At 50.5% G+C, this 23,669-nt stretch carries 18 protein-coding genes and 1 pseudogene; 11 read left to right on the top strand and 8 right to left on the bottom strand.

What is annotated here, in order from left to right; translation table 11 throughout:
- Positions 1-361 precede the first annotated feature (361 nt).
- The 4 genes from mgtE (at position 362) to ACM1PF_RS10055 (ending at position 5,170) form a co-directional block, all read left to right on the top strand.
- Entirely contained in the window at positions 362-1,732 is a 1,371-nt protein-coding gene (gene mgtE, locus ACM1PF_RS10040) for a magnesium transporter (RefSeq protein ID WP_416674336.1), read from the top strand.
- 50 nt (positions 1,733-1,782) lie between these two features.
- Entirely contained in the window at positions 1,783-2,055 is a 273-nt protein-coding gene (locus ACM1PF_RS10045) for a DUF7219 family protein (protein ID WP_416674337.1), read from the top strand.
- Between the two features lie 17 nt (positions 2,056-2,072).
- Entirely contained in the window at positions 2,073-2,774 is a 702-nt protein-coding gene (locus ACM1PF_RS10050; protein WP_416674338.1) for an MgtC/SapB family protein, read from the top strand.
- Between the two features lie 371 nt (positions 2,775-3,145).
- The gene (locus ACM1PF_RS10055; protein ID WP_416674339.1) at positions 3,146-5,170 is read left to right on the top strand and encodes a hypothetical protein; all 2,025 of its coding nucleotides are present in this window, start codon (positions 3,146-3,148) and stop codon (positions 5,168-5,170) included.
- 188 nt (positions 5,171-5,358) lie between these two features.
- Here ACM1PF_RS10055 and ACM1PF_RS10060 read toward each other — a convergent pair whose 3' ends face one another.
- The 3 genes from ACM1PF_RS10060 to ACM1PF_RS10070 form a co-directional block, all read right to left on the bottom strand.
- Positions 5,359-5,796, bottom strand: a complete 438-nt coding sequence (locus ACM1PF_RS10060; protein WP_416674340.1) for a peroxiredoxin — start codon at positions 5,794-5,796, stop codon at positions 5,359-5,361.
- A gap of 152 nt (positions 5,797-5,948) precedes the next feature.
- Positions 5,949-6,341, bottom strand: coding sequence for a hypothetical protein (locus ACM1PF_RS10065; protein ID WP_416674341.1), 393 nt, complete (start codon positions 6,339-6,341; stop codon positions 5,949-5,951).
- A 165-nt stretch (positions 6,342-6,506) separates the two neighbouring features.
- A complete protein-coding gene (locus ACM1PF_RS10070) occupies positions 6,507-6,872 on the bottom strand; it encodes a response regulator (RefSeq protein WP_416674342.1) in 366 nt (121 codons plus the stop codon).
- Between the two features lie 395 nt (positions 6,873-7,267).
- Between ACM1PF_RS10070 and ACM1PF_RS10075 the strand changes: the two genes are divergently transcribed.
- Positions 7,268-7,468: a chlorophyll a/b-binding protein gene (locus ACM1PF_RS10075; RefSeq protein ID WP_416674343.1), complete on the top strand. Its 201-nt coding sequence runs from the start codon at positions 7,268-7,270 to the stop codon at positions 7,466-7,468.
- 415 nt (positions 7,469-7,883) lie between these two features.
- Here ACM1PF_RS10075 and ACM1PF_RS10080 read toward each other — a convergent pair whose 3' ends face one another.
- On the bottom strand, positions 7,884-9,359 hold the full coding sequence (locus ACM1PF_RS10080) for an aminobutyraldehyde dehydrogenase (protein ID WP_416674344.1): 1,476 nt from the start codon (positions 9,357-9,359) through the stop codon (positions 7,884-7,886).
- A gap of 633 nt (positions 9,360-9,992) precedes the next feature.
- On the opposite strand from ACM1PF_RS10080, the gene ACM1PF_RS10085 reads away from it, so the two are divergent.
- From ACM1PF_RS10085 to ACM1PF_RS10110, 6 genes and pseudogenes are all read left to right on the top strand, one after another.
- The gene (locus ACM1PF_RS10085) at positions 9,993-11,330 is read left to right on the top strand and encodes a TldD/PmbA family protein (protein ID WP_416674345.1); all 1,338 of its coding nucleotides are present in this window, start codon (positions 9,993-9,995) and stop codon (positions 11,328-11,330) included.
- A 590-nt stretch (positions 11,331-11,920) separates the two neighbouring features.
- On the top strand, positions 11,921-12,253 hold the full coding sequence (locus ACM1PF_RS10090) for a Mo-dependent nitrogenase C-terminal domain-containing protein (protein ID WP_416674346.1): 333 nt from the start codon (positions 11,921-11,923) through the stop codon (positions 12,251-12,253).
- A gap of 30 nt (positions 12,254-12,283) precedes the next feature.
- Positions 12,284-12,532, top strand: a complete 249-nt coding sequence (locus tag ACM1PF_RS10095) for a hypothetical protein (protein WP_416674347.1) — start codon at positions 12,284-12,286, stop codon at positions 12,530-12,532.
- 149 nt (positions 12,533-12,681) lie between these two features.
- Positions 12,682-13,068 (top strand): annotated as a pseudogene (locus ACM1PF_RS10100) (phosphate-starvation-inducible PsiE family protein); the annotation flags it as partial.
- A 72-nt stretch (positions 13,069-13,140) separates the two neighbouring features.
- Positions 13,141-14,279 (top strand): IS630 family transposase gene (locus ACM1PF_RS10105; RefSeq protein WP_416668472.1). Its coding sequence is split into 2 segments (ribosomal slippage): positions 13,141-13,576 and positions 13,576-14,279, totalling 1,140 coding nucleotides; the frame shifts between segments, so codons are not numbered across the junction.
- Positions 14,280-14,295: 16 nt separating this feature from the next.
- Positions 14,296-14,436: a hypothetical protein gene (locus ACM1PF_RS10110; RefSeq protein WP_416676956.1), complete on the top strand. Its 141-nt coding sequence runs from the start codon at positions 14,296-14,298 to the stop codon at positions 14,434-14,436.
- Positions 14,437-14,475: 39 nt separating this feature from the next.
- Here the strand turns inward: ACM1PF_RS10110 and ACM1PF_RS10115 are convergent, their stop codons facing one another.
- The 4 genes from ACM1PF_RS10115 to ACM1PF_RS10130 form a co-directional block, all read right to left on the bottom strand.
- Positions 14,476-17,613: a response regulator gene (locus ACM1PF_RS10115; protein WP_416674348.1), complete on the bottom strand. Its 3,138-nt coding sequence runs from the start codon at positions 17,611-17,613 to the stop codon at positions 14,476-14,478.
- 50 nt (positions 17,614-17,663) lie between these two features.
- The gene (locus tag ACM1PF_RS10120; protein WP_416674349.1) at positions 17,664-20,144 is read right to left on the bottom strand and encodes a methyl-accepting chemotaxis protein; all 2,481 of its coding nucleotides are present in this window, start codon (positions 20,142-20,144) and stop codon (positions 17,664-17,666) included.
- Between the two features lie 61 nt (positions 20,145-20,205).
- Positions 20,206-23,028, bottom strand: a complete 2,823-nt coding sequence (locus ACM1PF_RS10125; protein WP_416674350.1) for a CHASE4 domain-containing protein — start codon at positions 23,026-23,028, stop codon at positions 20,206-20,208.
- A 60-nt stretch (positions 23,029-23,088) separates the two neighbouring features.
- Entirely contained in the window at positions 23,089-23,667 is a 579-nt protein-coding gene (locus ACM1PF_RS10130) for a chemotaxis protein CheW (protein ID WP_416674351.1), read from the bottom strand.
- Between the last annotated feature and the right edge of the window lie 2 nt (positions 23,668-23,669).

Consider the following 23,669-nt stretch of genomic DNA (forward strand, 5'->3'; position numbering starts at 1 on the left):
TCCCCTGCCTCTCCCAGGAGGGAATTTTATGGTCATTGTAAGGGTAGTGTAAATCTAACCTGTAGGAAGATTCTGCATTACTGAAATCAAACCGTTTGCAAGCGGGAATGTTTTTGATCAGCAGAGTGTTTGTGCGCTGGTTGGGCTGATAGTGCATTCAACTTTGCTATAGAAAAAGTGAGTTGATTGGTTAAAGTGCGATCGCAAAATGTTGGGCGATCGGGCAATCTTTTTGATGCAAACCTGCTGAAATCTGATCCATTCATGCGTTCATTTCTATTATTTTGCTTCTTCAATGAGTCGCTTTTCTTCAATGAGTCGCTCAAGACTAGCAAACTCTAAAACCTTGCGGAGGTGTGCCATGCGCCAAAATGTTTTGCGAGATTTACTTCAACCCTTTTCCCTGGAAGCGGCAAAAAAGCAGGCGAATCAAATTGCGCCAGCCGAATTAGTGCAACTGCTAATGGGGATTGAACCTCAGAAGCGAATTCTGGCTTTCCGGTTGCTGGAGAAGAACAAAGCGATCGCCGTTTTTGAATATCTTCGTTCTGAAGAACAGGCGGATCTAATCCGGGCCATGGAAAGCCCAGAGGTGATTCAACTGGTTGAAGCCCTTGATCCAGACGATCGGGTGCGGTTGTTTGAAGAGTTGCCCGCGAAAGTCACGAAACGACTGATCGCCACCCTCAGCCCAGAGGCAAGAGAGTCTGTGAACGTGCTGTTGGGCTACCCGGAGCGTACAGCCGGACGGATCATGAGCCTGCGCTATTTGGCCGTTCGAGATTCAACCACGGTGGCGGCAACCCTTGCCAGTGTGCGGGAATCGGATCTGCGTGATAACGAACTGGTCATGGTGTTTGTGGTGAACCGCGATCGGTTTTACCAGGGTTTTGTTCGGACTGTGCGGTTGATTAAAGCCGATCCTGATCTGCCCATAGCAGCTTTGCTGGAAGGAACTGGCACTGCGGTACTGGCCAGCGATCGAGACTTGTATGCCGTGCGATTGCTAAAGGATAATGACCTGCCTGCGGTTCCCGTTGTCGATAGTGAAGGGCGACTGGTTGGCGATATCACCTTTGATGATGTGATTGATCTGGTGGAAGAGGAAGCCACCGATGCAGCCCTGGCTCAGGCGGGGGTGGGAAATCTCCTCAGCCGGGACAAGGTTTGGAGTGAGCGACTGGTGCGCGGTTCGTCCTGGTATGCAATTCGCCTGCGGATTTTGTTCTTACTCGTCACTCTGATTGGCGGAATGCTGGTGGGGGGAGTAATTGAGCGATTTGAAGAAGTCCTGGAGGCGGTCGTTGCAGCCGCAATCTTCATCCCACTGGTGATGGATATGGGCGGTAATGTGGGCACTCAATCAACAACGATTTTTGCCCGTGGTCTTGCCTGGAATCACATTAACGTCAATCGGTTTTTGCCCTATTTATTCCGCGAAATCCGGATTGGAGTTGTGATGGGACTGATTTTGGGACTAGCGGCTGGCATTATTTCCTACGTCTGGCAAGGTGCGCCCAATGGCATCCCCCAACTGGGAATAGCTGTCGGAATTGCCTTGTTCTGTGTGGTAACGCTGGGTGCAATGCTAGGAGCAATTTTGCCCTGGATCATGCTGAAGTTTGGGTTTGATCATGCCCCCGGAGCAGATCCTTTTATCACCACCATTAAGGATTTCACGGGATTGTGGATTTACTTCACGCTGGTCGGCATGTTGATTGGGATTGAGTAAATGGCGATCGCCCGACGGTGTAAACCAGATAACACGGTAGGAGGTGGATCATGACCTACACTAAAGCTTTGAATCAAACAATGTTTCCCTATGCCCGGTATCGTGGCAAGTTCACGCCAGAAAACCTGGTTTTCAATGCAAATCTGCAAGAGTTTGCCCATCGGGTTAGCACGATCAGTGCATTGCAGACGGGCGGTAAGCTGGGTGCGATCGAGGCCTTTCAGCAAATTGAAGCCCTCTGGCAACAGTTGGAAGCCTCTCAGGAAGAACTGGGGATTGACGATGGGGAGGAACCACAGATAGCGGTAATCACTCAGGACTGAGGAAACGGGGGTAAAGGATGGAGTGGACAGATTTTGCAGTGCGGCTGGCGGCGGCCTTCTTGCTGGGATCAGCGATCGGGCTGGAACGGCAGTGGCGACAACGCATGGCGGGATTGCGGACGAATACGCTGGTGGCAACGGGAGCAGCTTTGTTTGTCATGCTCTCTGTCCTGACCCCCGATGAAGCCAGTCCGACGCGGATTGCAGCGCAGGTGGTGTCTGGAATTGGTTTTCTGGCAGGAGGCGTGATTTTACGAGAAGGGTTAAGCGTCCGGGGACTGAATACAGCGGCGACAATCTGGTGTGCAGCGGCGATCGGGGCGTTGGCAGGAGCCGGATTTCTCAGTCAGGCCTTCATTGGTTCGATCGCAGTTTTAATCTCCAATGTAGTCCTGCGGCCGTTAGGCTATCGGATTAATCAGGAACCGCTCCAAGGAACCGAACTGGAATTGTGCTATCAATGTTCTTTGATCTGCCACAGCAAAGATGAAGCCCATGTGCGGGCCTTATTATTACAGTCGTTGGGAACCAGCCAGATGAAGCTCCGTTCCTTGAATAGTGAAGACCTGGATGAATTTGGGAATAAGGTCGAAGTCGAGGCAGAGATGGTGACTCAAAGCCGTGACGATCATCTCCTGGAGGAAATTATTAGTCGGCTTATTTTGGAACCCAGCGTGACAGCGGCCAGTTGGCGAATTATTGAGCAGGAGTTCGGCTAATATCCCAATCATCAGTCCGGTAAAACGATCGCCCAGGTTATTCCCATTATTCTAAACATGAGGAACGCTTCACCTGTTTAATTCACCACAGCGTTTCTACACTTCGCATTCTGCCCAAAATTAGTAGGACAGTTTGATAGGTGGTCTACACAACCCGGAACAGCATGATGCGGCTGCGTAGGAAATGATAGCTTCCGCTAAATCTGCATTAGAAGCTCCATCAGGCAAGCGTTGACCGTTTTTTAGATCTGCACCGTTTTTTAGATTTGTATGGTTCGTACCAAAGACTCACCCCCTGAGTCTGACTTTGCGATCGCATAAACGGCAACCCCGCATCACGCAAATACCCTTTATGTGTAAATCACGCCCCCATGAATACTATTGAAATTCTAAATCCTGTTTCCAGCACGAATGGTTCCGTAACTTCTACCTCCACTGGAACCGCTGTTCTGAATGAATCTTTGACGCAATCTGATATCAACCATTCATCCTGGTTATTCGGCACCCTGGGAACATCCGATCGCCCCTTCTTGACCGCCAGACCGACCGATACCGTTTCGTTGGGCGGATTCCCTGGTGCACCGGATCTGCGTTTAGATGCGGATGGTGAAGGCGTACTGCGTTTAACCAATGCCAAAACCAATCAATCCAGCTTTGTATTGTTTGATCAACCCCTGAGAACTAACCGGGATTTAACTGTTTCCTTTGACTTCTTCGCCTACGGTGGTACAGGTGCAGATGGGATTAGTCTCCTCTTACTCGATGGGTCTAACCCTGCCCCAACTCTGCCTGGAGCCTTCGGTGGAGCTTTGGGATACACCCAGCGGGATGAACCCAACTTACCTTCGATCGCCGGAATGTCTGGAGCCTACGCCGGAATTGGGTTTGATGCCTTTGGCAACTTTTCTAATCCCACCGAGGGTCGGATTGACGGAACAGGGTTTACTCCGAATGCTGTAGTGGTGCGCGGCAGTGAAGCGAATCAGTATAAATATTTAACGGGAAATACCGTTCCCTTTAGTATTGATAATCCTGGGCAAGATGCAACCCGTGAAGAGTCTCTCCGCCGAGCTACTGTTCATCTCACAACAGAAGGTCTACTCTCTGTCACCCTACAAGCTGACCTGAACCAGGATGGTGATTTTGACGACCCCAATGAAACTATTAAACCGATCGATGCCTTTGATTTAACTGCAACTAACGGCATTTTACCCTCGACTTTAAGAATTGGATTTGCAGGCTCAACGGGCAGTCAAACGAACATCCATGAGATTCGGAATGTTCAGATCGCCGGAGATTTTCTGAAAGATTCTGATCCTAACGGTGGAGGTAACGGTGGCAATGGAGATGATGGTGGAAATAATAGCGGAAATAATGGCGGAAATAACGGTGGCGGTAACGGAGGCAATAATAGCGGAAATAATGGCGGCAATAATGGTGGCGGTAACGGCAATGGTAATAATAGCGGCAACAATAATAACAATGACAATACGGGTGGTAAAGACAACATAAATGGCGAACCTAACGGTGGCGGCAATAATAGCGAAAACTCAACTCAAGATGAGACGACCACCAATCAGGACTGTACTGACTGCGGCTGCAAACCTGGACGTACGATCGAAGGTAATCGGCGGAACAACACCCTGAACGGTGGAGAGGGTAACGACTTTATTCTGGGACGAGGTGGAGACGATCGGCTGTCTGGTGGTGACTGCAACGATACCCTTGTGGGTGGATTAGGTCATGATACGCTGCGGGGTGGTCGAGGTAATGATGTCCTATACGGCAACCGGGGCAATGATGTCCTGATGGGCGGAGTGGGGAATGACACCCTAATCGGTGGACGGGGTGACGATACCCTGAAGGGTGGCACCAATCACGATGTCCTACGCGGCAACCAGGGTAACGATAAGCTCTATGGCCAGAGGGGAAATGATACTCTGGAGGGCGGCTTGGGCCATGACACCTTACGCGGCGGCATGGGACACGATCTGCTGATGGGTGGGCGCGGCAATGATGTCCTGTTTGGCGGTAGTGGTAACGACACGCTGCTGGGCGGTAAAGGCCATGATGTGTTAACCGGTGGCAAAGGCAATGATGTGCTGACGGGCGGTGAAGGACGCGATCGGTTTGTGTTCCAGACCGCCGAAGATGGACGCAACCGCATTACTGACTTTGATCCTTCCGAAGATCTGCTTGACCTGCGGCCAATCTTTGTGAATCCCGAATACAGCAATCCAGATGCCTTCAGTCGCTATATTCGCCTGATTCAACGGGGAGCCAATACCGTTCTCCGAGTGGATGCTAATGGGGATGCTCCTGGCGGATTTACGGCCCTGGCGATTCTAGAAAATTTGCAAGCCTCAACCTTAAATACCACTAATGTTCTGGTTTGATGGCAAGGTGACGTAAACTTGCCAGGACTGACACATTTTCTAACTGAATACACCATTCTGGTAGGGACGTGGCAGTGCCATGTCCCTCAATTTTTCCCCGCCTGGGAGGAACCAGGGGTGGGTAATTCCCCTGAAGGTGCCAGGCGCGTTGCCAAATTACCCCATAGGAAATTCAGACGGATGGAGCTTTATGCGCCAATTTCAGCCAGGATATCGCTGGCATGGGTTTCCGTATTGATGGTCGTATAAACCTTGGCAATTTTGCCGCTGCCATCAATCACATAAGTCACCCGCTTGGCATAACCGCCGCCGTCCACGTCGTAAGCTTTTGTGAGTGAACCGTCCGTATCCGCTAGAAGAGGAAAATTAAGGCTAAATTTGTCAGTAAAGGCCTTGTGAGAGGCTTCATTATCCATGCTTACCCCAAACACAACAACATCCTTGCCCTGATAGTCTGCGTAGGCATCGCGGAAACTGCAAGCTTCCTTAGTACATCCGGGGGTGTCATCCTTGGGATAAAAGTACATCACAACGGTTTTACCAGCATAGTCTGCCAGGGAAACGGTATTACCGTTGGTATCTTTAACCGTGAAATTGGGGGCAGTATCACCAACAGATAGAGGCATAGGTCAATTTCCTTCCAATTTTTATCGTTATTACCATTCGGTTACAGATTGTAACGCCGATCGACCATAGGAGGAAATATCCCAGCCGACTTGTTTCTGGTGAGGAGACTGACTCATTTTCAGGCAGGGGAATCCCAGAGCACTGGAGAATCCTAATTTTCTTGCTCAGATTCTTCCGACTCAGAAAAACGAGAAAATAGTCCAGCTTTAATCGTAAAGTCGATTCTGGACAAATTAGCGATCGGAGTTGAATTCACGGAGCCGCCTAAGGTTGATGAGGTGTGCAGCGAAGTTGGGGCATGGTGACAGAGTAGGGTGAGAATGCAGGAGCAGATTGCCAGCAGGCAAAAGTCAAGATTTCTCCCCGAACGAAGCCACTGAATCAGATACAACTGCGTAGCAGCCCCAGAAGGATGGGCAGGCGGTTGTGGTACCAGTTCAGCCGCTCGTGGCTCAAAGGCGGACGGAATAGCCGAGAATCGTGGTTCTGGCTGAATCGGGCTACCATACCCTGACTGTGTTGGTTTCGTACGTTGCTTCACCATTGAAAGCCTCAATTCCAATTACCAAATCCCTATAATAACGTTGACCTGCAAAAGGCTACCCAGGTTCTCAAAATGTATTTCAGGGCAATTTGTTTCAGAGTTTGTTTTAGAGCTTGTTTCAGAGAACGATTGCAGAACCCGCCAAGAATTTCCTGGTTTCAACCTCTACCGCCTTAACAACTGTTTCACCGTCTTCATCATCTCCACCGGATGAAATGGCTTTGTGATGTAAGCATCGGCTCCCTGCTTCATGCCCCAGTAGCGATCGAACTCTTCGCTTTTAGTAGAGCAAATCAGGATCGGTACATTTTGAGTCGCAGGTTCATTTTTAATCCAGCGACACAGTTCATAGCCATTCATCTGCGGCATCACGAGGTCAGTAATTACCAGATCGGGAACTTTTGCCTGAATTTTTTCTTTGGCTTCTACGCCATTCGTGGCCTCGACAACCTTCAGCCCACTATTTTGTAGCAGTTCCGTGAGCATCTGCCGCAGGGTTTGGCTATCATCCACAATCAGAACCGTACTCATATCTCCCTTTTGCCCCTCAATTCAGGTAAACAGCACACACCGCGAAACAGTTGAAAGTAGCTCATTGCGATCGATGAAGTTGAGCTGGGACACCGGGCGATCGACCCATCGTTGACTCACTCCTTTAGGATTATTCCCACAACTACAGCCCTAATCCTCACACTTTCTGGCAGAGTTACCAAATTTTGATTCGTGGGGCAGATCCGGATTTTGGTCAGATAAAGACTCATTGTGAAGCGGTGGAATTTTGATTGAAGTGATCCTCAATACCTTCTCCCTGGCTGCAACTCAGCCTAAATTGCCGGGCTGTTTCTACCGATCGACAGAGAGACGTAACAATTTATTGCGTTAAGTTAACAATTACTGCGATAACTTGAATTTAGGGAGCAGCAATTATGCAGACTAATCCTGGTAACGGTAACTATTCTCAGCAGTCTGAGCGCAAGTATGGCGAGTTTGCCACCAAGTTTCAGTTCGGTTCTAACCCCAGCGCTGAAATCTGGAATGGTCGCCTGGCGATGATCGGTTTTCTGGGTGCCCTGATCGTTGAATTGACGACTGGACAGGGATTCTTCCACTGGTTGGGCTTGTTCTAAGACATACAAGTTGAACAACCTAAAACTCTTGTGGGGTGGGCATTTTGCCTGCCCAGTCACTCAGGTAAAGGGATTAGCAGGGTGTTTAACTTGGCTGGCTAACCAATCTTCTGAAATAATACCAATTTGATTAGCAGAAATTGCATATCCCGGTAAGGGCGCATTGCTGTGCGCCCCTACAGGCAACCCATCTGCCGCGCAAACGATTTGAATCGGTATAACTTTTCAAAGACCTCACTGAACAACGGAAGACGGAACCTCGATCGGGGTGTCCGTCTTTTTTTGTATGGCAACAGATGAGTTGGTTAGGACAATCTCAGGTTACTGAAACCTGAAACGGATGGATTTGGAGCAGAAAATTGTCCCAATTGTCCTGTGTACTGCTATACAAGTTCTTATTCAATTCATGCTGGTCTTAAAAATCAAACAGAACCGTATGGCCAGCCTTTTTCTGATCGCCTGTAAGCTCAAAAACCACATGCTTGACGATCGTGAATTCCTCCAGGGCATAGTGGGACATATCCTTGCCAAACCCGCTCTGCTTGAAGCCACCGTGGGGCATTTCGCTACAGATCGGGAGATGATCATTCACCCAGACCGTACCGCATTCCATCGCTGCCGTCATGCGCATGGCTCTTTGAACGTTGCTAGTCCAGACGCTTCCCGCTAAACCGTAGGGCACATCGTTCGCCAGATGGATGGCTTCTGCCTCATCTGAGAATCGATTCACAACGACAACCGGGCCAAAAATTTCTTCCTGAACACAGTCTGCTGCCTGGGGCGCTTCCACCAGAATCGTGGGCGGATAGTAGAAGCCTTCCCCCTCTGGTAAGGTGCCTCCCGTGGCGATCGCAATGCCCTGCTGCTTGGCTTCTTCTACATAGCCGCTCACCTTCAGCCGTTGGGTTTGGCTAACCAGGGGGCCCATGTCTGTATCTTCTGCAAAGGGATCACCGATCTTGAGTTGGTTGGTCAGTTCCGTAAAGCGGCTGAGGAATGCATCGAACACTTCATTCTGCACATAAAAGCGGGTGGCAGCGGTACAGTCCTGTCCCGTGTTCATAAATGCAGCCAGGAGACCTCCCCGAGCAGCAGCTTCAATATCCGCATCAGCAAACACCACGAAGGGTGCTTTCCCACCTAGTTCCAGCGTGACTCGTTTCACTAACGGGCTGGTCAGTTCCGCAATCCGCTTCCCGGTGCGGGTGCTGCCGGTGAAGGTGATCATCCGGGTATCGGGATGGGTGCAGATCGCTTCCCCCACTTCAGCTCCACCCGTAACGACGTTAATCAGTCCCTCCGGCAAGCCCGACTCCAGGGCAATCTTCGCCAGTTCGATCGTCGTGATGGGTGTGTTCGGGGCTGGCTTAATCACGATCGCATTTCCTGCGGCCAGGGCAGGGCTGAGCTTCCAGAGGGCCATCATGAACGGATAGTTCCAGGGGGTGATCGCTCCCACTACCCCGATCGGTTCTCGCCGCAGCAGGCTGGTATATCCTCCAATGTATTCTCCGGCGGCAGCTCCCTCCTGACGACGCATCACGGAGGCAAAATAGCGCAGGTTATCAATGGCAAAGGGAATATCTCCCCCCGTGGTCAGCTTTAAGGGTTTACCAGCATTGCGGCTCTCTAATTGGGATAGTTCGTCACTTTTAGCCTCCAGGGCATCGGCAAATTTCAGCAGGGCAATGCTCCGTTCGCCGTAGGACAACGCTGCCCATTCCGCCTGTGCTCGTTTGGCGGCCTTCACCGCTCGATCGACCTCTGCTTGACTGCCCAGGGCAACCGTTGCGAAGGGTTTTCCTGTGGCGGGTTCAATTAAGTCTTCGCTGCCTGTAGGGACTAGCTCTCCGCCAATGACCATTGGGTAATGTGTCAGTTTCTCGTCCATAAAAACCTCGTGTTCCACCAATGAATACCGGATGATAGCGATACCTGAAGGGGTAGCTGCTCGCTTCAAACCCTGTTCAGCTTAGGATACCTGGGAACGTGCTATCGTCTCGCGCAATACACGATTTGCAGGTTGATCAGGTTAAAAGTTGATTGGATTGAAACGGGTCAGCCGTACCCATTCTATGAATCTATTGTGGCGAATCAGCGATCGCTGCCTTTGCAGTTTGCAATAGTATCGTGGACTACATTTTCTCCCACAGCATAAATAGGCTGCTTTTGAATGTGATTGAAAACACAAAATAATGCGACCTCGATCGCCCTATCCTACCCTCAAATCACCGATGCTAATAGAGACTCAACTCTAGCCGAGTCATTAACAGGGAACACACGACTTGCCGACAGCAACCGAAAGGAAGCTGTTGGTTTTTTATTTGCCCCTGGGAATCCCGATGATGCCTCATGATCCCCCCGATATGATCCCCCCAATCCGCGATCGAACTGTGGGCGCGTATCCATCGAGCCGATGCACTGCAAGCGATAATGAACCAGGGATACTATCCATGAAAGATAATATTCATGAAAGATAATATCCATAAAAGATAATCACCCTGACGGTGCAAAAAAGGAATAGATGGACAGTTTGAGTTTGGAAACGACGTTTGATCGCCTTGTGACGGCTTTATTAGACGAACTCCATGAGGACGAATATCTGACGCTGCGGCTCCTGGGAGAACAAAGCCAGTTCGTTCGGTTTAATCAAGCCAAGGTACGCCAGGCGGGATGCGTGAGTGATGCAGAAGTGCGCCTGACCTTCATGCAAAACCAGCGTACGAGTTCGTTTGCTTTCCCGGTCACTGGAAACTGGGAAACGGACTGGAATCGGGGGCGATCGGCGTTGTCGGACTTGCGGGAAGAAGTCGCTCAATTACCGGCGGATCCATACCTGGTTCTACCGGAAGGGGATGCCACCAGCCGAGATGTCCATACGGGGGCATTGCTGCCGCCTGAAGCAGTGGTGGATGCCATTTTGCCATCCGTTGCCGATTTGGACTTCACAGGTTTTTATGCTGCTGGTTCCCTGGTGCGGGGCTATGCCGATTCGATTGGGCAAAAACACTGGTTTGCGACGGAATCCTTTGCCCTGGATTATTCTCTGTTCACGGAGGCAGGACAGGCGGTGAAGTCCACCTTTGCGGGCAGCCAGTGGGATCAATCTACCTATACAGCCAAACTCGCCCTTGCCCGACAGCAGCTTGAACAACTCATCCAGTCCCCCAAGGTGATACCCAGGGGGCAATATCGCACCTACTTAGCTCCCGCTGCCGTTTCAGAACTGTTGCAAATGTTCTCCTGGGGCGGATTGAGTGAGTCATCCCTGCGGCGAGGAGGTAGTGCGTTGCGGCTGCTTCAGCAGGGTGAAAAACGCTTATCAACTGCCTTTCACTTAACTGAGAATTTCCAGCGGGGATTGGTGCCTCGCTTTAATGAGTGGGGAGAAGTGGCTCCTGTAAAACTCCCCCTGATTCAGGCGGGACAGTTAGCCAATACGCTGATTAATTCTCGAACCGCCAAGGAGTATAACCTGACCCCCAACGGTGCCAATATTCGAGAGTCCCTCCGATCGCCTGAAATTGCGCCGGGAGATTTGCCCCAATCTGACGTTTTGCGGGCCCTCGATCGCGGTTTGTATGTTTCCAACTTGCATTATCTCAACTGGAGCGATCGACCTACTGGACGGGTGACAGGCATGACCCGTTACGCCTGTTTTTGGGTCGAAGATGGCGAAATTGTTGCCCCGATTCAAAACCTGCGTTTTGATGAAAGCCTCTATCGCTATTTTGGGGAAAATCTGATCGCCCTGACGGATTTTCAAGAGTTTATTCCTGAAGTGGGAACCTATGATCATCGAGATTTAGGAGGTAGTTGGGTGCCAGGAGCGTTGGTGGAAGCCTTTACCTATACGCTGTAGGCGATCGAGCATCATCCTGCTTAAGCTGCAGGACAAATTTACGTTAGGACAAGGAGGGACAGTGCCCTCATGCAGGGGTTCCCCCCCTGCACCCCGGACTGATCCAAATGCGTAGCCCTGATTTCACTATCCTGATTTCATCATCCTGATTTCATCATCCTGATTTCATCACCCTGATTTCATCATCCTGGAGCTTCACAGCAGGGAGCAGGAAGGGCGATCGGTTTCTTCGGCTTCTTCCTGTAACTGCAAGAAAAAAGTTAAGCAGGAATTATGCAATATAAATAAAATTTATATTATTTCCCCATTTCAATTTGCCGTTTTTATGGTTAAGCTACGAATATAGCCAGTTGAATGGCTCTGGACTAAAGGGCTGTTGCGCTGACACTAGTAGACCTTGGCGTGCGTTTAGCTACCGTAGAGCGGGCATCCTGCCCGCGCAGGCTAGAAGCCTGCCCTACAGATGGTAGGCATATTCAAGCCGCAGTGTACTAGGGGCTATCAGGGGCATTAACGACTGTTGACTTCAGCTCAGTTCTCTCATTTCGTTCTGCAATTCATTTAGTCCTGCAATTCCTCTCCCCATCGCTATGCTTAACCTTGTTTTAGAACGGCTCAAACGCAATCGATCGACGGGTACTGCAACAGACACCCAGCGGCTTTCCTTCGATGGGTTATCCCCCCTGCGCCAGTGGTTAAATGGGCTAGAAATTCGTCATGCTGCTCTGGCTCATTTCATCTGTCGCACGATTCCGGTGCAATGCCCATTTGCACGAACCATTTCCCTGTTCGGTTACACCATTCTCCAGATTCCGCCCCTGTGTAAACTCAATCCACTCTACGAGGAGGTCGTTTCCCTGCGGTTTCGAGCACTCTGCTATTTAACGGACGAATGTGGTGAAGATGTGCGCTGTTATTGCTAAATCGACAACTTCAACAATGAGAGCAGAATCATGAATAAAGCCTCCTATCAACTGCAAGAAGCTCTAGGCAATGGCTGGTCTATACAAATTTACAGCCGCGATCGTCGTCTGCTGTGTTCGCTTGATCCATCCCACGGTTGGATGTTTCTCATAGGTGTTGTATTGGGCTTTATCATAGCCCTGGTGAGTTTAAGCGGACAAGTTTCTGCCCAGTCTCTACCCACAGCCTCCTCTTCTTCCTTTTCAGCCCCAATTACTGCTCCATTGAGTTTGGATTAGGAATAGGGATTCATAGTCTGGAATTTTCGTGGGGTAAGCATCTTGCCTGCCCAGTGAGTGAAGTCAAGCACTGTATTCGTTTAAGCAACGCTCTCTGATTCACTTGATTATTTTGATCCATCAACCAGTTGTTAATTGGTAATCCTTCTATGAACGGTCATCAATCTTCTTCTCTTCCGTGGTATCGCTGGTTGAATAGCGATCGAGTTCTTCGGTTACTGGAGACTGTCCAGGATTTCATTATCATTTGTCTCTGTATTGGTTTATTCAGCTTCATGGTAATCCAATTGCGAGAGATGGTACTATCTCTTCTCCCACCCCTGGACTTTCAAAATGTCACGTCAGATATTTTGTTCTTGTTGATTTTGGTTGAGTTATTCCGTTTGCTGATTATCTATTTGAAAGAACATCGAGTATCAATCGGCGTTGCAGTTGAGGTATCCATTGTCTCCGTTCTGCGAGAGATTATTGTTCGTGGCATTCTGGAAACACCCTGGATTCAAGTATTGGTTACTTGTGTTTTCCTACTTGCACTAGTAGATTGTCAGCCTTGATTTGAAGGGTAAATGGATTGATAATTTGAGCTATCTCCAATCAGTCAAACCATTATGGCGCGAAAAAAATACATCGTTTCTCTAACTGCTGAAGAACGAAAAGAGTTGGAGCAACTCACTACAACTGGCAAAGTTGCTGCTTACAAAATGAACCATGCACGGATTTTGCTCAAAGCCGACACCAACCAAGAAGATGGAGGATGGACGGATCAAGCAATTAGCCAAGCACTCGACATCAGTGTAGCGACGATTGAACGGGTGCGGCAACGCTTTGTTGAAACAGGTCTAGAGAGTGCCTTGAGTCGGCAAGTGCAGCAACAACGCAAACCGCGCCGCCTCGATGGATCCCAAGAAGCACATCTGATTGCGATGACCTGTAGTGAGCCTCCCGAAGGACAAGCCCGTTGGAGTCTGCGCTTGTTAGCTGAGCGAATGGTGGAATTAGAGGTGGTCGAAAGCATCTGCCATGAAACCGTTCGACAAACGCTGAAAAAAACGACCTCAAGCCCTGGTTGAAAGAATGCTGGGTGATTCCTCCCGAGTCCAATGCGACGTTTGTCTACTACATGGAAGATATCTTAAGTGTCTACACCCGCTCTTACGACTCACGCTATCCCGTAGTTTGTTTTGACGAAACCAGCAAACAGTTAGTCAAGGAAACCCAAGTCCCTTTACCGATTGAACCGGGTCAACCGCCGCGCTATGACTACGAGTATGAACGAAACGGGGTCAACAATCTGTTCATGTTCGTTGAGCCCTTAGCGGGTTGGAGACATGTCCAAGTCACAGACCGGCGCACCAAGCACGATTATGCCCAGCAAATGAAATACTTGGTCGACGAGCGTTATCCGGATGCGGAGTGGGTCACGGTTGTCCAAGACCAACTCAACACTCATGACCCTTCGGCATTGTATGCCACCTTTGAACCCCAAGAAGCCAAGCGGATCCTCGATAAGTTGGAATTTCATTACACCCCGGTTCACGGCAGTTGGCTCAATATGGCTGAAACTGAACTCAGTGTTTTAGCCCGCCAATGTCTAGATCGCCGCATTCCAGATCAACCGTCATTGCAACAAGAAACACTAGCGTGGGAGCAGCGCAGGAATGCTCAACTGCGAACCATCGATTGGCAATTTACCACGGAAGATGCACGGGTTAAACTCAAACGACTTTACCCTTCATTTCAACCTTGACAGACCACTAGGAGCATTGCTCATCATCCGCGTCTGGTTACCGCCAACGTTTGATGGAATTGATCCAGAACAATTCATCTCAGAACGCCATCGATCGCGTCTGGGAAATCGATCGCAACTGAACTATCATCCTAATGATCAGCACTCCGAGGGTTGAAATGCTTCTTTTTCGGCTTCATTAAGCCATACAAATCCATCAATTGCTCTGTTGAGTCAGCAGTTCTACTTTGTTGATTAACTCTACAGTCGAAAACCCTTTCGTTAAGTAATCCGTTGCGCCAAGCCGCTTTGCTTCCGAAAACCATTCCTCTGATAACCGTGATGAAACCACTAGAATGGGCATTTTCATTTCAGCCTGACGACAGCGATCGGTTAACGTGAACCCATCCATGTTGGGCATTTCAATATCGGTAATGATCAGGGTTGGTGTATGTTTTTGTAGCCAGTTCCAGGCTTCTAGCCCGTCTGAGCAGGTGTGGGTCGTATAACCATAGGCAGTCAGGCTGGCTTCAATGCGGCGACGGATCAGGGCGGCATCATCCACAATCAAGATCGCGGATACGGTCTCTTCGGCTTTGGGAAGAGCAGGGGATAGCGTACGCAAATGAGAGGGAACTGACCTGGGTTTGAGAACGCGATCGGCAATGGTGGCAGCATTCAGGACGGGTATCAGGGTGCCATTTGCCTGCAAGCTGACCCCAATCAGTCCCTCTGGAGCAATTAAGGGAGACGGGATTGGGCTGATTAATAAATTTGACTGACCGAGCAGTTCATCTGCAACCAGCCACAAGCTCTGCGCACTGTCTGTGGGAGTAACGGCGACACAAACTGCTGTATCAGGAAGCGATCGTGGTGCAGTGTGAGGCTGCCAGTACTCTAATAAATCCAGGGCAGGAGCTGAACCGCTTTGATCCGTTACCATCCAGGTGGCGGCGATCGGCACTTCGCTGGGCGTATCGGAGGTGGCTTGAATCGACAGGGTATCGAATAGAGTGGTGGTTTTAATTTCCTCCGTCGGCAGGGCGAAGGTGCGGTTTCCGGCTTGCAACAGCAGACAGGAGACAAGTAAGTGAGGCACAGGAACCTGGAGATTAAAGGTGGTGCCCTGCCCAGGTACGGTATCCAGGCTCAATTTCCCTCCCAGGCGATCGATTTGGGCGGCGATGACATCCATGCCGACCCCCCGTCCTGCCACCTCCGTCACCTGCGTTTCAGAGCTAAACCCTGGCTGACAAATCACTGCCAGCAATTCAGAGGGAGTTTGGGTTTGGGTCAGGCGGAGTCCCAGGGATTTGGCTCTGGCGCAAATTGCCTCCGGGTTCATGCCCCGTCCATCATCCCGAATTGAGAGTTGAAACGCATTCCCCCGCCGCTGAAGGGCAATCCAGATTGTTCCCTGTTCCGGTTTCCCCTGGGCAAGGCGTACTTCGGGAGATTCCAGCCCATGGGCATAGGCATTGCGAATGAAGTGTAGTAGGGCAGGTTCCAGGTGGCGAAGGGTGCTGACATCCAGTTCGATCGATTCTCCTTCGATCTGCAATTGGGCAGGTTTACCAAATCGAGTGATCAGGTCGCGTAGAATGGCTCTTGCCCGGAATCCGAGGCGTTGGAAAGGCAACCGCCGAGAATCTTCCACCGTTGTTTGCAGCTTGAGGAGATTAGTATCCAATTGCAGCAAACCTTCCGCCGTTTGTTGAGCCGTTTTTTCAGCTTCCGCTCCCAGTTCTGCCAGGCGCAGGCTGGTCTCCAGGAGCCGATTCAGGGTTGTATAACCCTGGCGATAACGTTCTGGAACGGGCCCCTTTCGGGTTCGCCGCAGATCATCCAGAAGGGCATAATCATCTTGAAGTTGTCGCAGACTGGTGATGTACTGTGATCCTTCCTGGGCCAGCGTGACAAGCTGCATAATTTGAGTTTGCAGGGTTTGGTAAAATCCCCTGGCGATGCGGCTAGCCAGTAGTGTCTCAACCAGGTGCTGGGCAGACTGATCCAACTTTTGCAGGGTTACGGGAATCTGTACGGAATCTGCTGGAGTCGTGGGTTGCGGCGGGGCAGAAGTCTGCTGGCGTAGGGGTTGTGCCTCAGCGTTTAGCCAGTTGGGATTGCTGAAGTCCGGTAAGTTGGACGATGCTTCTATTGATGCAGATAAAAATTCAGAGCCAGGGGTTGATTCCGATTCATGGAAACGTGCAAAGAGAAATTCAGAGCCTTCAACAGATGTTGACTGGAATAGGTCTTCAACAGCATCAAACTCAGGGTCGATCGACGGTTCTGCTACAATCAACTCATCCACTGCGGGTAACTTATCCAAAAAAGACCCGATCGCAGATAACGGGTCTGTCTCTAATGCAGAACTGAATTCAATCAATGAGTTCTCTAAACTGGAGTATTCCGGTTCGATCGCTCCTTCCTGTTCGGGTTCAGAAAGGAGTAAGTTGAAATGATTTGTACCGGAATCATGCCAGTCTGAAGTTTGGGTGATTGAATTGGTTTCCCCTTGGATAGCTGTATCCGATTCTGTCTCATTCTCAGGAACGTCCAGCAGCTCAAACTCAAACGCTACGGCTTGTCCCCCTTCCCTGGCGCAGTCCTTCAGGGCATGAAAAAAACGTAGCCATTGCGATCGCCAAATTTGGTTATAGGGACAATCCAATAGGATGGTGGTTTGCTCAAGCAAATCTGCCCAACCTGCGGCCAACTTCAGGTCATTGCCGATTGTTTGTAGTTGGCTGATAGTTTGCTGCGCTGTATTGAATAGCAGGTCTGTCACTTTGCCCTGGTCAGGGGTGCGCTCCAGCGCAATTTCCAGATCCAGAACCACCAGATCCAACCCTTGTTCCGCAAATTCTTGATGGAGTTGATTTTGGGCATTCCAGGTGGGGAGATATTGCGCTCGAATGTGTTGATGCAGAACTTGAATGCGGTTGAGGGTGGGTTCAATGGGAGCGATCGGCAGTTCATCGCTAGAAAGTTCCAGAGTTCCAGATAGCAACTCTCCCGCCTCCAGCAAAATCTGACTCAGTTGGCCATCGCTCAGGGAGGGCGCAGGATGAAGATAGCGCAGATCGGACAACACATCTTCTAATGCTGTGGATACTGCCACAATCGTCTCTGCTGCGATCGTCACAGCCCCCCCCTTAATGGTATGGATACAGCGATAAAGTTCCTGAATATCTTCTGCCCAGGCAGAGGGTTGGAGGGCTTGAGCAAACTGGCTATATCGCTGTAGATAGTGCTGGACATCGATCGCAAACAGTCCGCGTAGCTCTTTTTGTAATTCAGCATCCGCGATAATATCTGGGTGCTGAGGAGGATCAACGTCTGGAATTGTCATGGTAGATCTATTAGGTCTGACTTAAGGACTGAACGGATAAGGGCGGGATATCAGGCGGAATTCAAAGGAGTCTGGTTGGACAATGTCCCATTCATCAGCAGAGGAGGAAATTCCTCAGGAGCAAGATCCTGTTCTAAATCTTGTTCTAAATCTTGGGTTTGAATCACGGCAGGTGGCACCTTGAAGAAAGCAATCTTTTGCAGCAGTAATTGAGCCAGTTGCTCCATCACCTGGGCTTGTTCTCTGGTGATGTTGGACTGGCTGGACGTTTCTGCCGCGATCGCTGAGATGGTTTGAATCGATTGTAAGGTCGCCTGTACCATTTCCACGATCGCCTGACTGGACTGGGTCACTTGTTGGCCCATCTGAGCAACTTCCTGGGTCGCAGCCTGAATTTTTTGGAACACCTGACGCGACTGATCAACCCCAGCCGTAAAGCCATTTGCCTGGGCCGCAATGGTTTGGGCATCGTATTCCAGACCTGATACTACGGTTTCAACCTGATTGGTACGTTGCTGCAACTGAATCAGGTTTTGATTGGTTTGGGAGGCTAGATCATTAACCTGAATGGCAATCTGTTCAAATTCGCGGGTAATGCTCATAAACTGAGCTGGATCCTGTTGCATGGAAGCCCGATTGGCGAGCATCGTGGCATTGACTGCTAATACACGGGTCATCGCCGCGACGCGCTTCTGATCTTTCGTAAATTGGGCAGCCTGTTCCATATAGCTGTCCAGGGTTTGGGTGCGTCGGAGGATTTGGTTTGCCCCCTGCTGAAGAACTTGAATCCCTGCGGCAATGGTGGTAATTTCCTGGTTCCCCTGGGTCAGCTCCATCTGAGTAGACTGCATGGTGTCATTGGCGATCGCTGCCTGCGCGACCGTATCCTGGGCCAGGACATTCACCCTTTCCATCAAATGCTGAACCTGGGCCACCGATCGATTTTGCTGCTGGGCATTATCAGCCACGATCACCGCTAGCTGTTCCAGTTGGGTCGCCCCCTGGGTGACTCGTTCAGTACCAGCCCAAACGATCGCCATCACCTGTCCGAGCCGTTCAATCAGGCGGTTGAGCGTATCCCCCAGCAAACCAGTGACATTGGGGTTAACCTCCGCCGACACAGTCAGATCTCCCTCTTCCACCGCTGCTACAACCTGCAACAGGTGAGAAACTTCTGCCTGCAAGGTACGGCTTTCTTGCTCGGCAATTTTGGCCTGTTTAACCTGCTCCTCGGCTTTCACCGTGCGGATCACCTCCTGGCGCATGCGGGCTTCATTCGCTTGCAGTTGGGAGAGCAAGTTGAAGAAAGCCACCGTCACCTGATCGATTTCGTCCTGATGGGACTGCATGGCCAGCGTTTGGTCTGTCTCAGCTAATCGATTGCACTCATGGAGAATCGGGCGAAGCCGTCGATTGAGCGATCGAACGGTCAGTATCACAATCAGGGCAATGAACAAACCCGCTCCTAAAACGCCGCTGGCAATAATCAGGGCGATGGAGCGAAATACAGCCTGGTACGGCACATAGGCAACGGCAATCCAATCGTTCTGGTTTAACCGTTCATAAGCCCAATAGCCCTGCTCTCCCTCAATGAAGCCCGATGGTTCAGTCATTTGTTCCCAAACAGCCGCTAATCCTGGGATGGATTGCAGGCTCGTATTGTTTTGATCTGCCAGAGTTTCCCCTGCCAGGTTTTGATCTGCCATTTCCTCGGCCAGAGTTTCTGGAGCGGAAACCACCTGCCCCGCCTCAGTCAACAAGACCATATATCCGGCACCATACAAAACCGGGTCGTTGATTTGAGCATCAAAAGCCGTATCATTTATCTCAACAAACACCGTCCCTAACCACCTTTGAGCAGTGGCGATCGGCGTATAGTAAGTGGCTTGCAAAGCTCCCTCTGGCTCAGGGGATGCCCAGGTAGCTTGTTGAGCCAGAAAATAGGTTTGATAGCGATCGGTTTCTGGATAAAAGGAATCGGGCTGAGTTTCGTTGATGAAGCGGATATCCTCGTAGGGTGGCGATAGTTGTAAGCCAGGTTCGCCCGGCGCTCCAGAGTGCAGTTGATAATGGGTAAAAAACCACTGTTCCCCGGACAAGAGGCCGTTTTCACTTTGTCCCATTCCTACCCCCACCACAAAATCAGGACGCTCCTTAAATGCTTCAAAGAGCAACCGCCGATAGGTATCCGGGTTTTCTACATTGCGGGCATGGAGCGTTAATGTGCTGGTGCGGAGGGTATTTGCAAAGATTTCTGCCTGTGCCAGGGTGCCATCAAAGCTATGCACATTGTCCGTTAAGACCTGCCGAATCTGTTCCTCCGATTGATATTTCACCGTTTCGCCAAACAGGAACGCAGTTCCTCCAATCCCAGCCAGCACTCCACCCATGATGGCAATGAACAACTTGGTGCCAAAGGAATTGAATCGAAGCCGTCCCAGATGCGGCGATCGCTGTACCGGGGCAGAATCTCCTTGGCCTGAAATTGAATTCGAGGTAGATAATTTTGGATCTTGGGGTGTGGACATCATAAGCAAGCCAGCATGGATGGTAGAAATCTACAGTTGAGCGGTGAATCGAAGCCATGAACGATCAGGCATGGGAGAAAGGAATTGAGTTGGATTGAGGATCTTCCAGAGTGGGGTGATCTTCGTACAGGGGTTCAGTGTGATTAATTAATTTGGTTTCTACAGAGTTCATTTCCGGTTCGGGTGGTGAGTCAAAGTCTTGAATCGATTCAATTTCAATCGTCGCAGTTTCGATCGGAGATGAATCAATCCAATCTTGTTCGCTGTAATCTTCGGGATAATCTTGTCTAAGCTGCATTTTTCCATTCCGATCGCCAATCTGGGGGAGTTGGAAAAACTGCACTGTTTGCAGGAGTTGGGTGGTTAATTCATCAATCCGCTGGGATTGCTCCTGGGAAATTAAGGTTAGGTCAGCCGTATCGGTAACGGTCTCTGCGATCGCCCGTACCACCTGGGCAGTAGACTGAGCGGATGCCACAATGCGCTGGCTAAATTCAGCGACCGCTTCCCCCGTTTGAACCGTATCTGCGGTGACGGACTGCACCGTACCAAACACCCGATAGGACTGTTGCACCCCCTGGGTAAACTGGCTGACCAGTTCCCCTAGCCCCTGCACACTCTTGTCGATGACTGAGAAGACCGTATGAATTTGACTGCTGCGCTGTTCCAGGGTGGATAATCCCTCGTTTGTCTGTTCTGCCAATCGTCGGACTTGCTCGGCGATCGCTTCAAATTCGCGGGCAACCACCACAAACTGCCGGGGATCACGTTGTTCAGAGGCACGGGCAGCCACCAGGGATGCATTGAGCGATAGGGTTTGAATTAAAAAGGCCACCTGGCCCTGATCCTGGACAAATTGATCCGTCAGTCCGACAAATTCCCCCAACGTCTTCATTTGCTGCATGATCTGATCCGTGCCGTCTTGCAGGACATCAATCCGCTGGGTCAGGTTCGTGATCGCAGTTTGTTCCTGCTCGATCGTTTTTGCCGCAGTTCGCAATGCTGCGTTGGAGGACTGCACCTTAGCCGCAGATTCTTGGGCCGTTTGTTCGACTCGCTCAACCTCCAGGAGAATCTGACTCACTGCCTGAGCCTGCTGTTCAGCATTTGTGGCGATCGTGGCCGCTAACTCTTTCTGTTGGTTGGTACTGCTGGCAACCTGTTGAGAGGCATCGAGTACCTGATTCAGCACCTCAGCCAATCGTTCAATCAACTGATTCAGGATGTCCGATACTAATCCCGTAACCCGATCGCTCACCTGCGCCTGTACCGTCAGATCCCCCGATTCCACCAGCGATACCGTATCCAAAATTTGTCCTACTTCCGACTGTAACGTTTCGCTTTCCAAGGTCAGAGCCATTAAGTTAGCGATCGAATAAACGAAGGTTCGTTCTTCCGGCTGCCAATCGCGTCTTGTTCCAGTTTGCTCGCAGCGAATCATGCCGACTCTGCGTCCAGCAATTTGAATTGGGACATCCAAAACTGATTCCGACGATGTGATCGAGTGATGATTAATTGCGGGATCATTAACTGCATCATCCTGAGTCGCCTCGAAGGATTGGAGCGTCTCTGCCTCGGAGAGGAGCATTCCAGTGGTGTGCTGCTGAGTGACCCGATCGTACGAGTCTAAACAGGTCAACTGAGGCTGATTGTCGTTGGATAACCAGACGCTTACCCGATCGATATTCAGGGTGTCTGCTGTGGCTTCTACAACAATTTTGACCGCCTGGACGAAATTGCCCTGAACGAGCGATTCATCATGGGACAGTTCAGCGATGGTGCGGTTTTGTCGCTGGAGCTGCGCCGCATTTTCCTGAAGCGTGGTTTGGAATTGCTGGAGCTGATCCAGGACAGAATTAAAGGTAATGGCTAACCCGGCCAGTTCATCTTCGCCCTCCAGAGTCACCCGCGTGGATAAGTCGCGACTGCTCCCGGCTTCGCTGACTCCTTGATTCAGGCGCGCCAGTCGAGAGAGTACCGATTTTTCCAGAAACAGCAGGATGAAAAAACTGAAGGCAGCACCTGTCAGCCCGATCGCCAGGATGAGATAGCGCAGACTCGTCTTTCCCTGAAGATAAATCGATCGGGGTTCAGCGACCTGCACCAGGGAAATTGGTTCTCCATGCAGATCCTCCAGCAAAGCATAGCCTGCAATGTGCTCTCGGCTGGAAGGACGAACAAAAACAGACGATGCGGCATTTGAATCAGACAGAGCCTGGTAGGCCCGTTGCAAATCCTCCGTGAGTTGAGGTGCATTCACGGGTTCAATGCTGATTCTGGGCAGTCGGGTCAATTCAGAAATCTCTTGAATATAGGATGGATTAATGTAGCGTCCCACAATCAAGCTGCCGCGAATTGAGCCTGTCGGGACACTTCTTGTAATGGGGTTAGAAGTGATCAACATCAGACCTTCAGGAAGTTGAATCAGCCCCATCACTCGGCTGGATGAGTCAGGGTGAGTGGTCAATGGGCCAGGTTTCTGAAGCTGTCTGAGTAATTCGGCAGAAACAGGGACTTCTTGCCGCTGATCTAAATCTGCTCCCTGGGCGTACACGATCTCACCTGAGGAGTCAACGTATACGATCGCATTCAGTTCCAGGTCAGCAATGTGCAAATTGACAAAGTTGGCTTCAATATAGTCCGGGTTGCGATCGACAATGAACTCGTAGGTATCATCCCAACGTCCATAATCAAGGGCCTGGCGGGACAGGCTGTTGAGCTTTCCCGATAGAGTATCCAACACGCGCTGAACACTCTGATTCATCTGCTGGTTCTCCAGTTCGGCATAACTGCGGTTGAACAGCACATTAGAGACAGCATAAAAACTTGCAGATAGACCCACAAGCCCCACACCCAGAATCGAGAGGATTTTATTTCGTAGTTTCATGGGATACCCCAACCATTACTTGACTTAATCTAAAGATCTGAAACGGTTCTTCTTCCCTGTTTAATCCAGTCGCATGGTTTCACCTTCTCGCGGTTGCCAGACGGTGGGTGGAATATCGTCTGGTTGAAAAGGACGAATGGGTCGATCGAATCGAGCGGCAGCCTCATGGTTCAGTTGATTCTGGGGCAGGCTACCGATGACCCGATCAACCACCATTCCTACGTTGGCCAAGGGTTGAACGGTCGTGTTCAGGTGCACCACTGAGAGGGATTCTTTCATCAGTCTGGGAGACGGTGCAGCAGACTGTTCTATAATTCCCCCTTGGGGCGTTTGGAGCAGGGGAATGATTTTGCCCTGGTGATGCACAATCCCTAAAACCATAGAGCCGTAGAAAGGCAGGGGCAACACAGTCGATCGCTCAATCACCAGGATTTCAGCCACCCACTGCACAGGAAAGATAATGGGCTGAGGGCCGACTTTGGTCAGGATATAGCGATCTTGCAAATATGATGCTGAATCCGCACCAGAGCCAGTTCCAGAGCCAGTTCCAGAGCCAGTTCCAGAACCAGTTCCAGAACCAGTTTCAGAATCATCTGGCGTTATGGGTAAGTTGAGCGGTGTCGTGGTCGGTATATCCATTC

The sequence above is a fragment of the Egbenema bharatensis FJBBOT/2019 genome, from assembly GCF_048077055.1.
Taxonomy (GTDB): Bacteria; Cyanobacteriota; Cyanobacteriia; order Elainellales; family Elainellaceae; genus Egbenema; species Egbenema bharatensis.

What these genes read in the sequence shown, in the direction of transcription:
- ACM1PF_RS10065 (WP_416674341.1), bottom strand. Translation starts at nt 6,341, where the DNA reads ATGGTGAAGCAACGTACGAAACCAACACAGTCAGGGTATGGTAGCCCG.
- ACM1PF_RS10060 (WP_416674340.1), bottom strand. Translation starts at nt 5,796, where the DNA reads ATGCCTCTATCTGTTGGTGATACTGCCCCCAATTTCACGGTTAAAGAT.
- ACM1PF_RS10050 (WP_416674338.1), top strand. Translation starts at nt 2,073, where the DNA reads ATGGAGTGGACAGATTTTGCAGTGCGGCTGGCGGCGGCCTTCTTGCTG.
- ACM1PF_RS10120 (WP_416674349.1), bottom strand. Translation starts at nt 20,144, where the DNA reads ATGATGTCCACACCCCAAGATCCAAAATTATCTACCTCGAATTCAATT.
- ACM1PF_RS10115 (WP_416674348.1), bottom strand. Translation starts at nt 17,613, where the DNA reads ATGACAATTCCAGACGTTGATCCTCCTCAGCACCCAGATATTATCGCG.
- ACM1PF_RS10075 (WP_416674343.1), top strand. Translation starts at nt 7,268, where the DNA reads ATGCAGACTAATCCTGGTAACGGTAACTATTCTCAGCAGTCTGAGCGC.
- ACM1PF_RS10045 (WP_416674337.1), top strand. Translation starts at nt 1,783, where the DNA reads ATGACCTACACTAAAGCTTTGAATCAAACAATGTTTCCCTATGCCCGG.
- mgtE (WP_416674336.1), top strand. Translation starts at nt 362, where the DNA reads ATGCGCCAAAATGTTTTGCGAGATTTACTTCAACCCTTTTCCCTGGAA.
- ACM1PF_RS10130 (WP_416674351.1), bottom strand. Translation starts at nt 23,667, where the DNA reads ATGGATATACCGACCACGACACCGCTCAACTTACCCATAACGCCAGAT.
- ACM1PF_RS10055 (WP_416674339.1), top strand. Translation starts at nt 3,146, where the DNA reads ATGAATACTATTGAAATTCTAAATCCTGTTTCCAGCACGAATGGTTCC.
- ACM1PF_RS10085 (WP_416674345.1), top strand. Translation starts at nt 9,993, where the DNA reads ATGGACAGTTTGAGTTTGGAAACGACGTTTGATCGCCTTGTGACGGCT.
- ACM1PF_RS10095 (WP_416674347.1), top strand. Translation starts at nt 12,284, where the DNA reads ATGAATAAAGCCTCCTATCAACTGCAAGAAGCTCTAGGCAATGGCTGG.
- ACM1PF_RS10080 (WP_416674344.1), bottom strand. Translation starts at nt 9,359, where the DNA reads ATGGACGAGAAACTGACACATTACCCAATGGTCATTGGCGGAGAGCTA.
- ACM1PF_RS10070 (WP_416674342.1), bottom strand. Translation starts at nt 6,872, where the DNA reads ATGAGTACGGTTCTGATTGTGGATGATAGCCAAACCCTGCGGCAGATG.
- ACM1PF_RS10090 (WP_416674346.1), top strand. Translation starts at nt 11,921, where the DNA reads ATGCTTAACCTTGTTTTAGAACGGCTCAAACGCAATCGATCGACGGGT.
- ACM1PF_RS10125 (WP_416674350.1), bottom strand. Translation starts at nt 23,028, where the DNA reads ATGAAACTACGAAATAAAATCCTCTCGATTCTGGGTGTGGGGCTTGTG.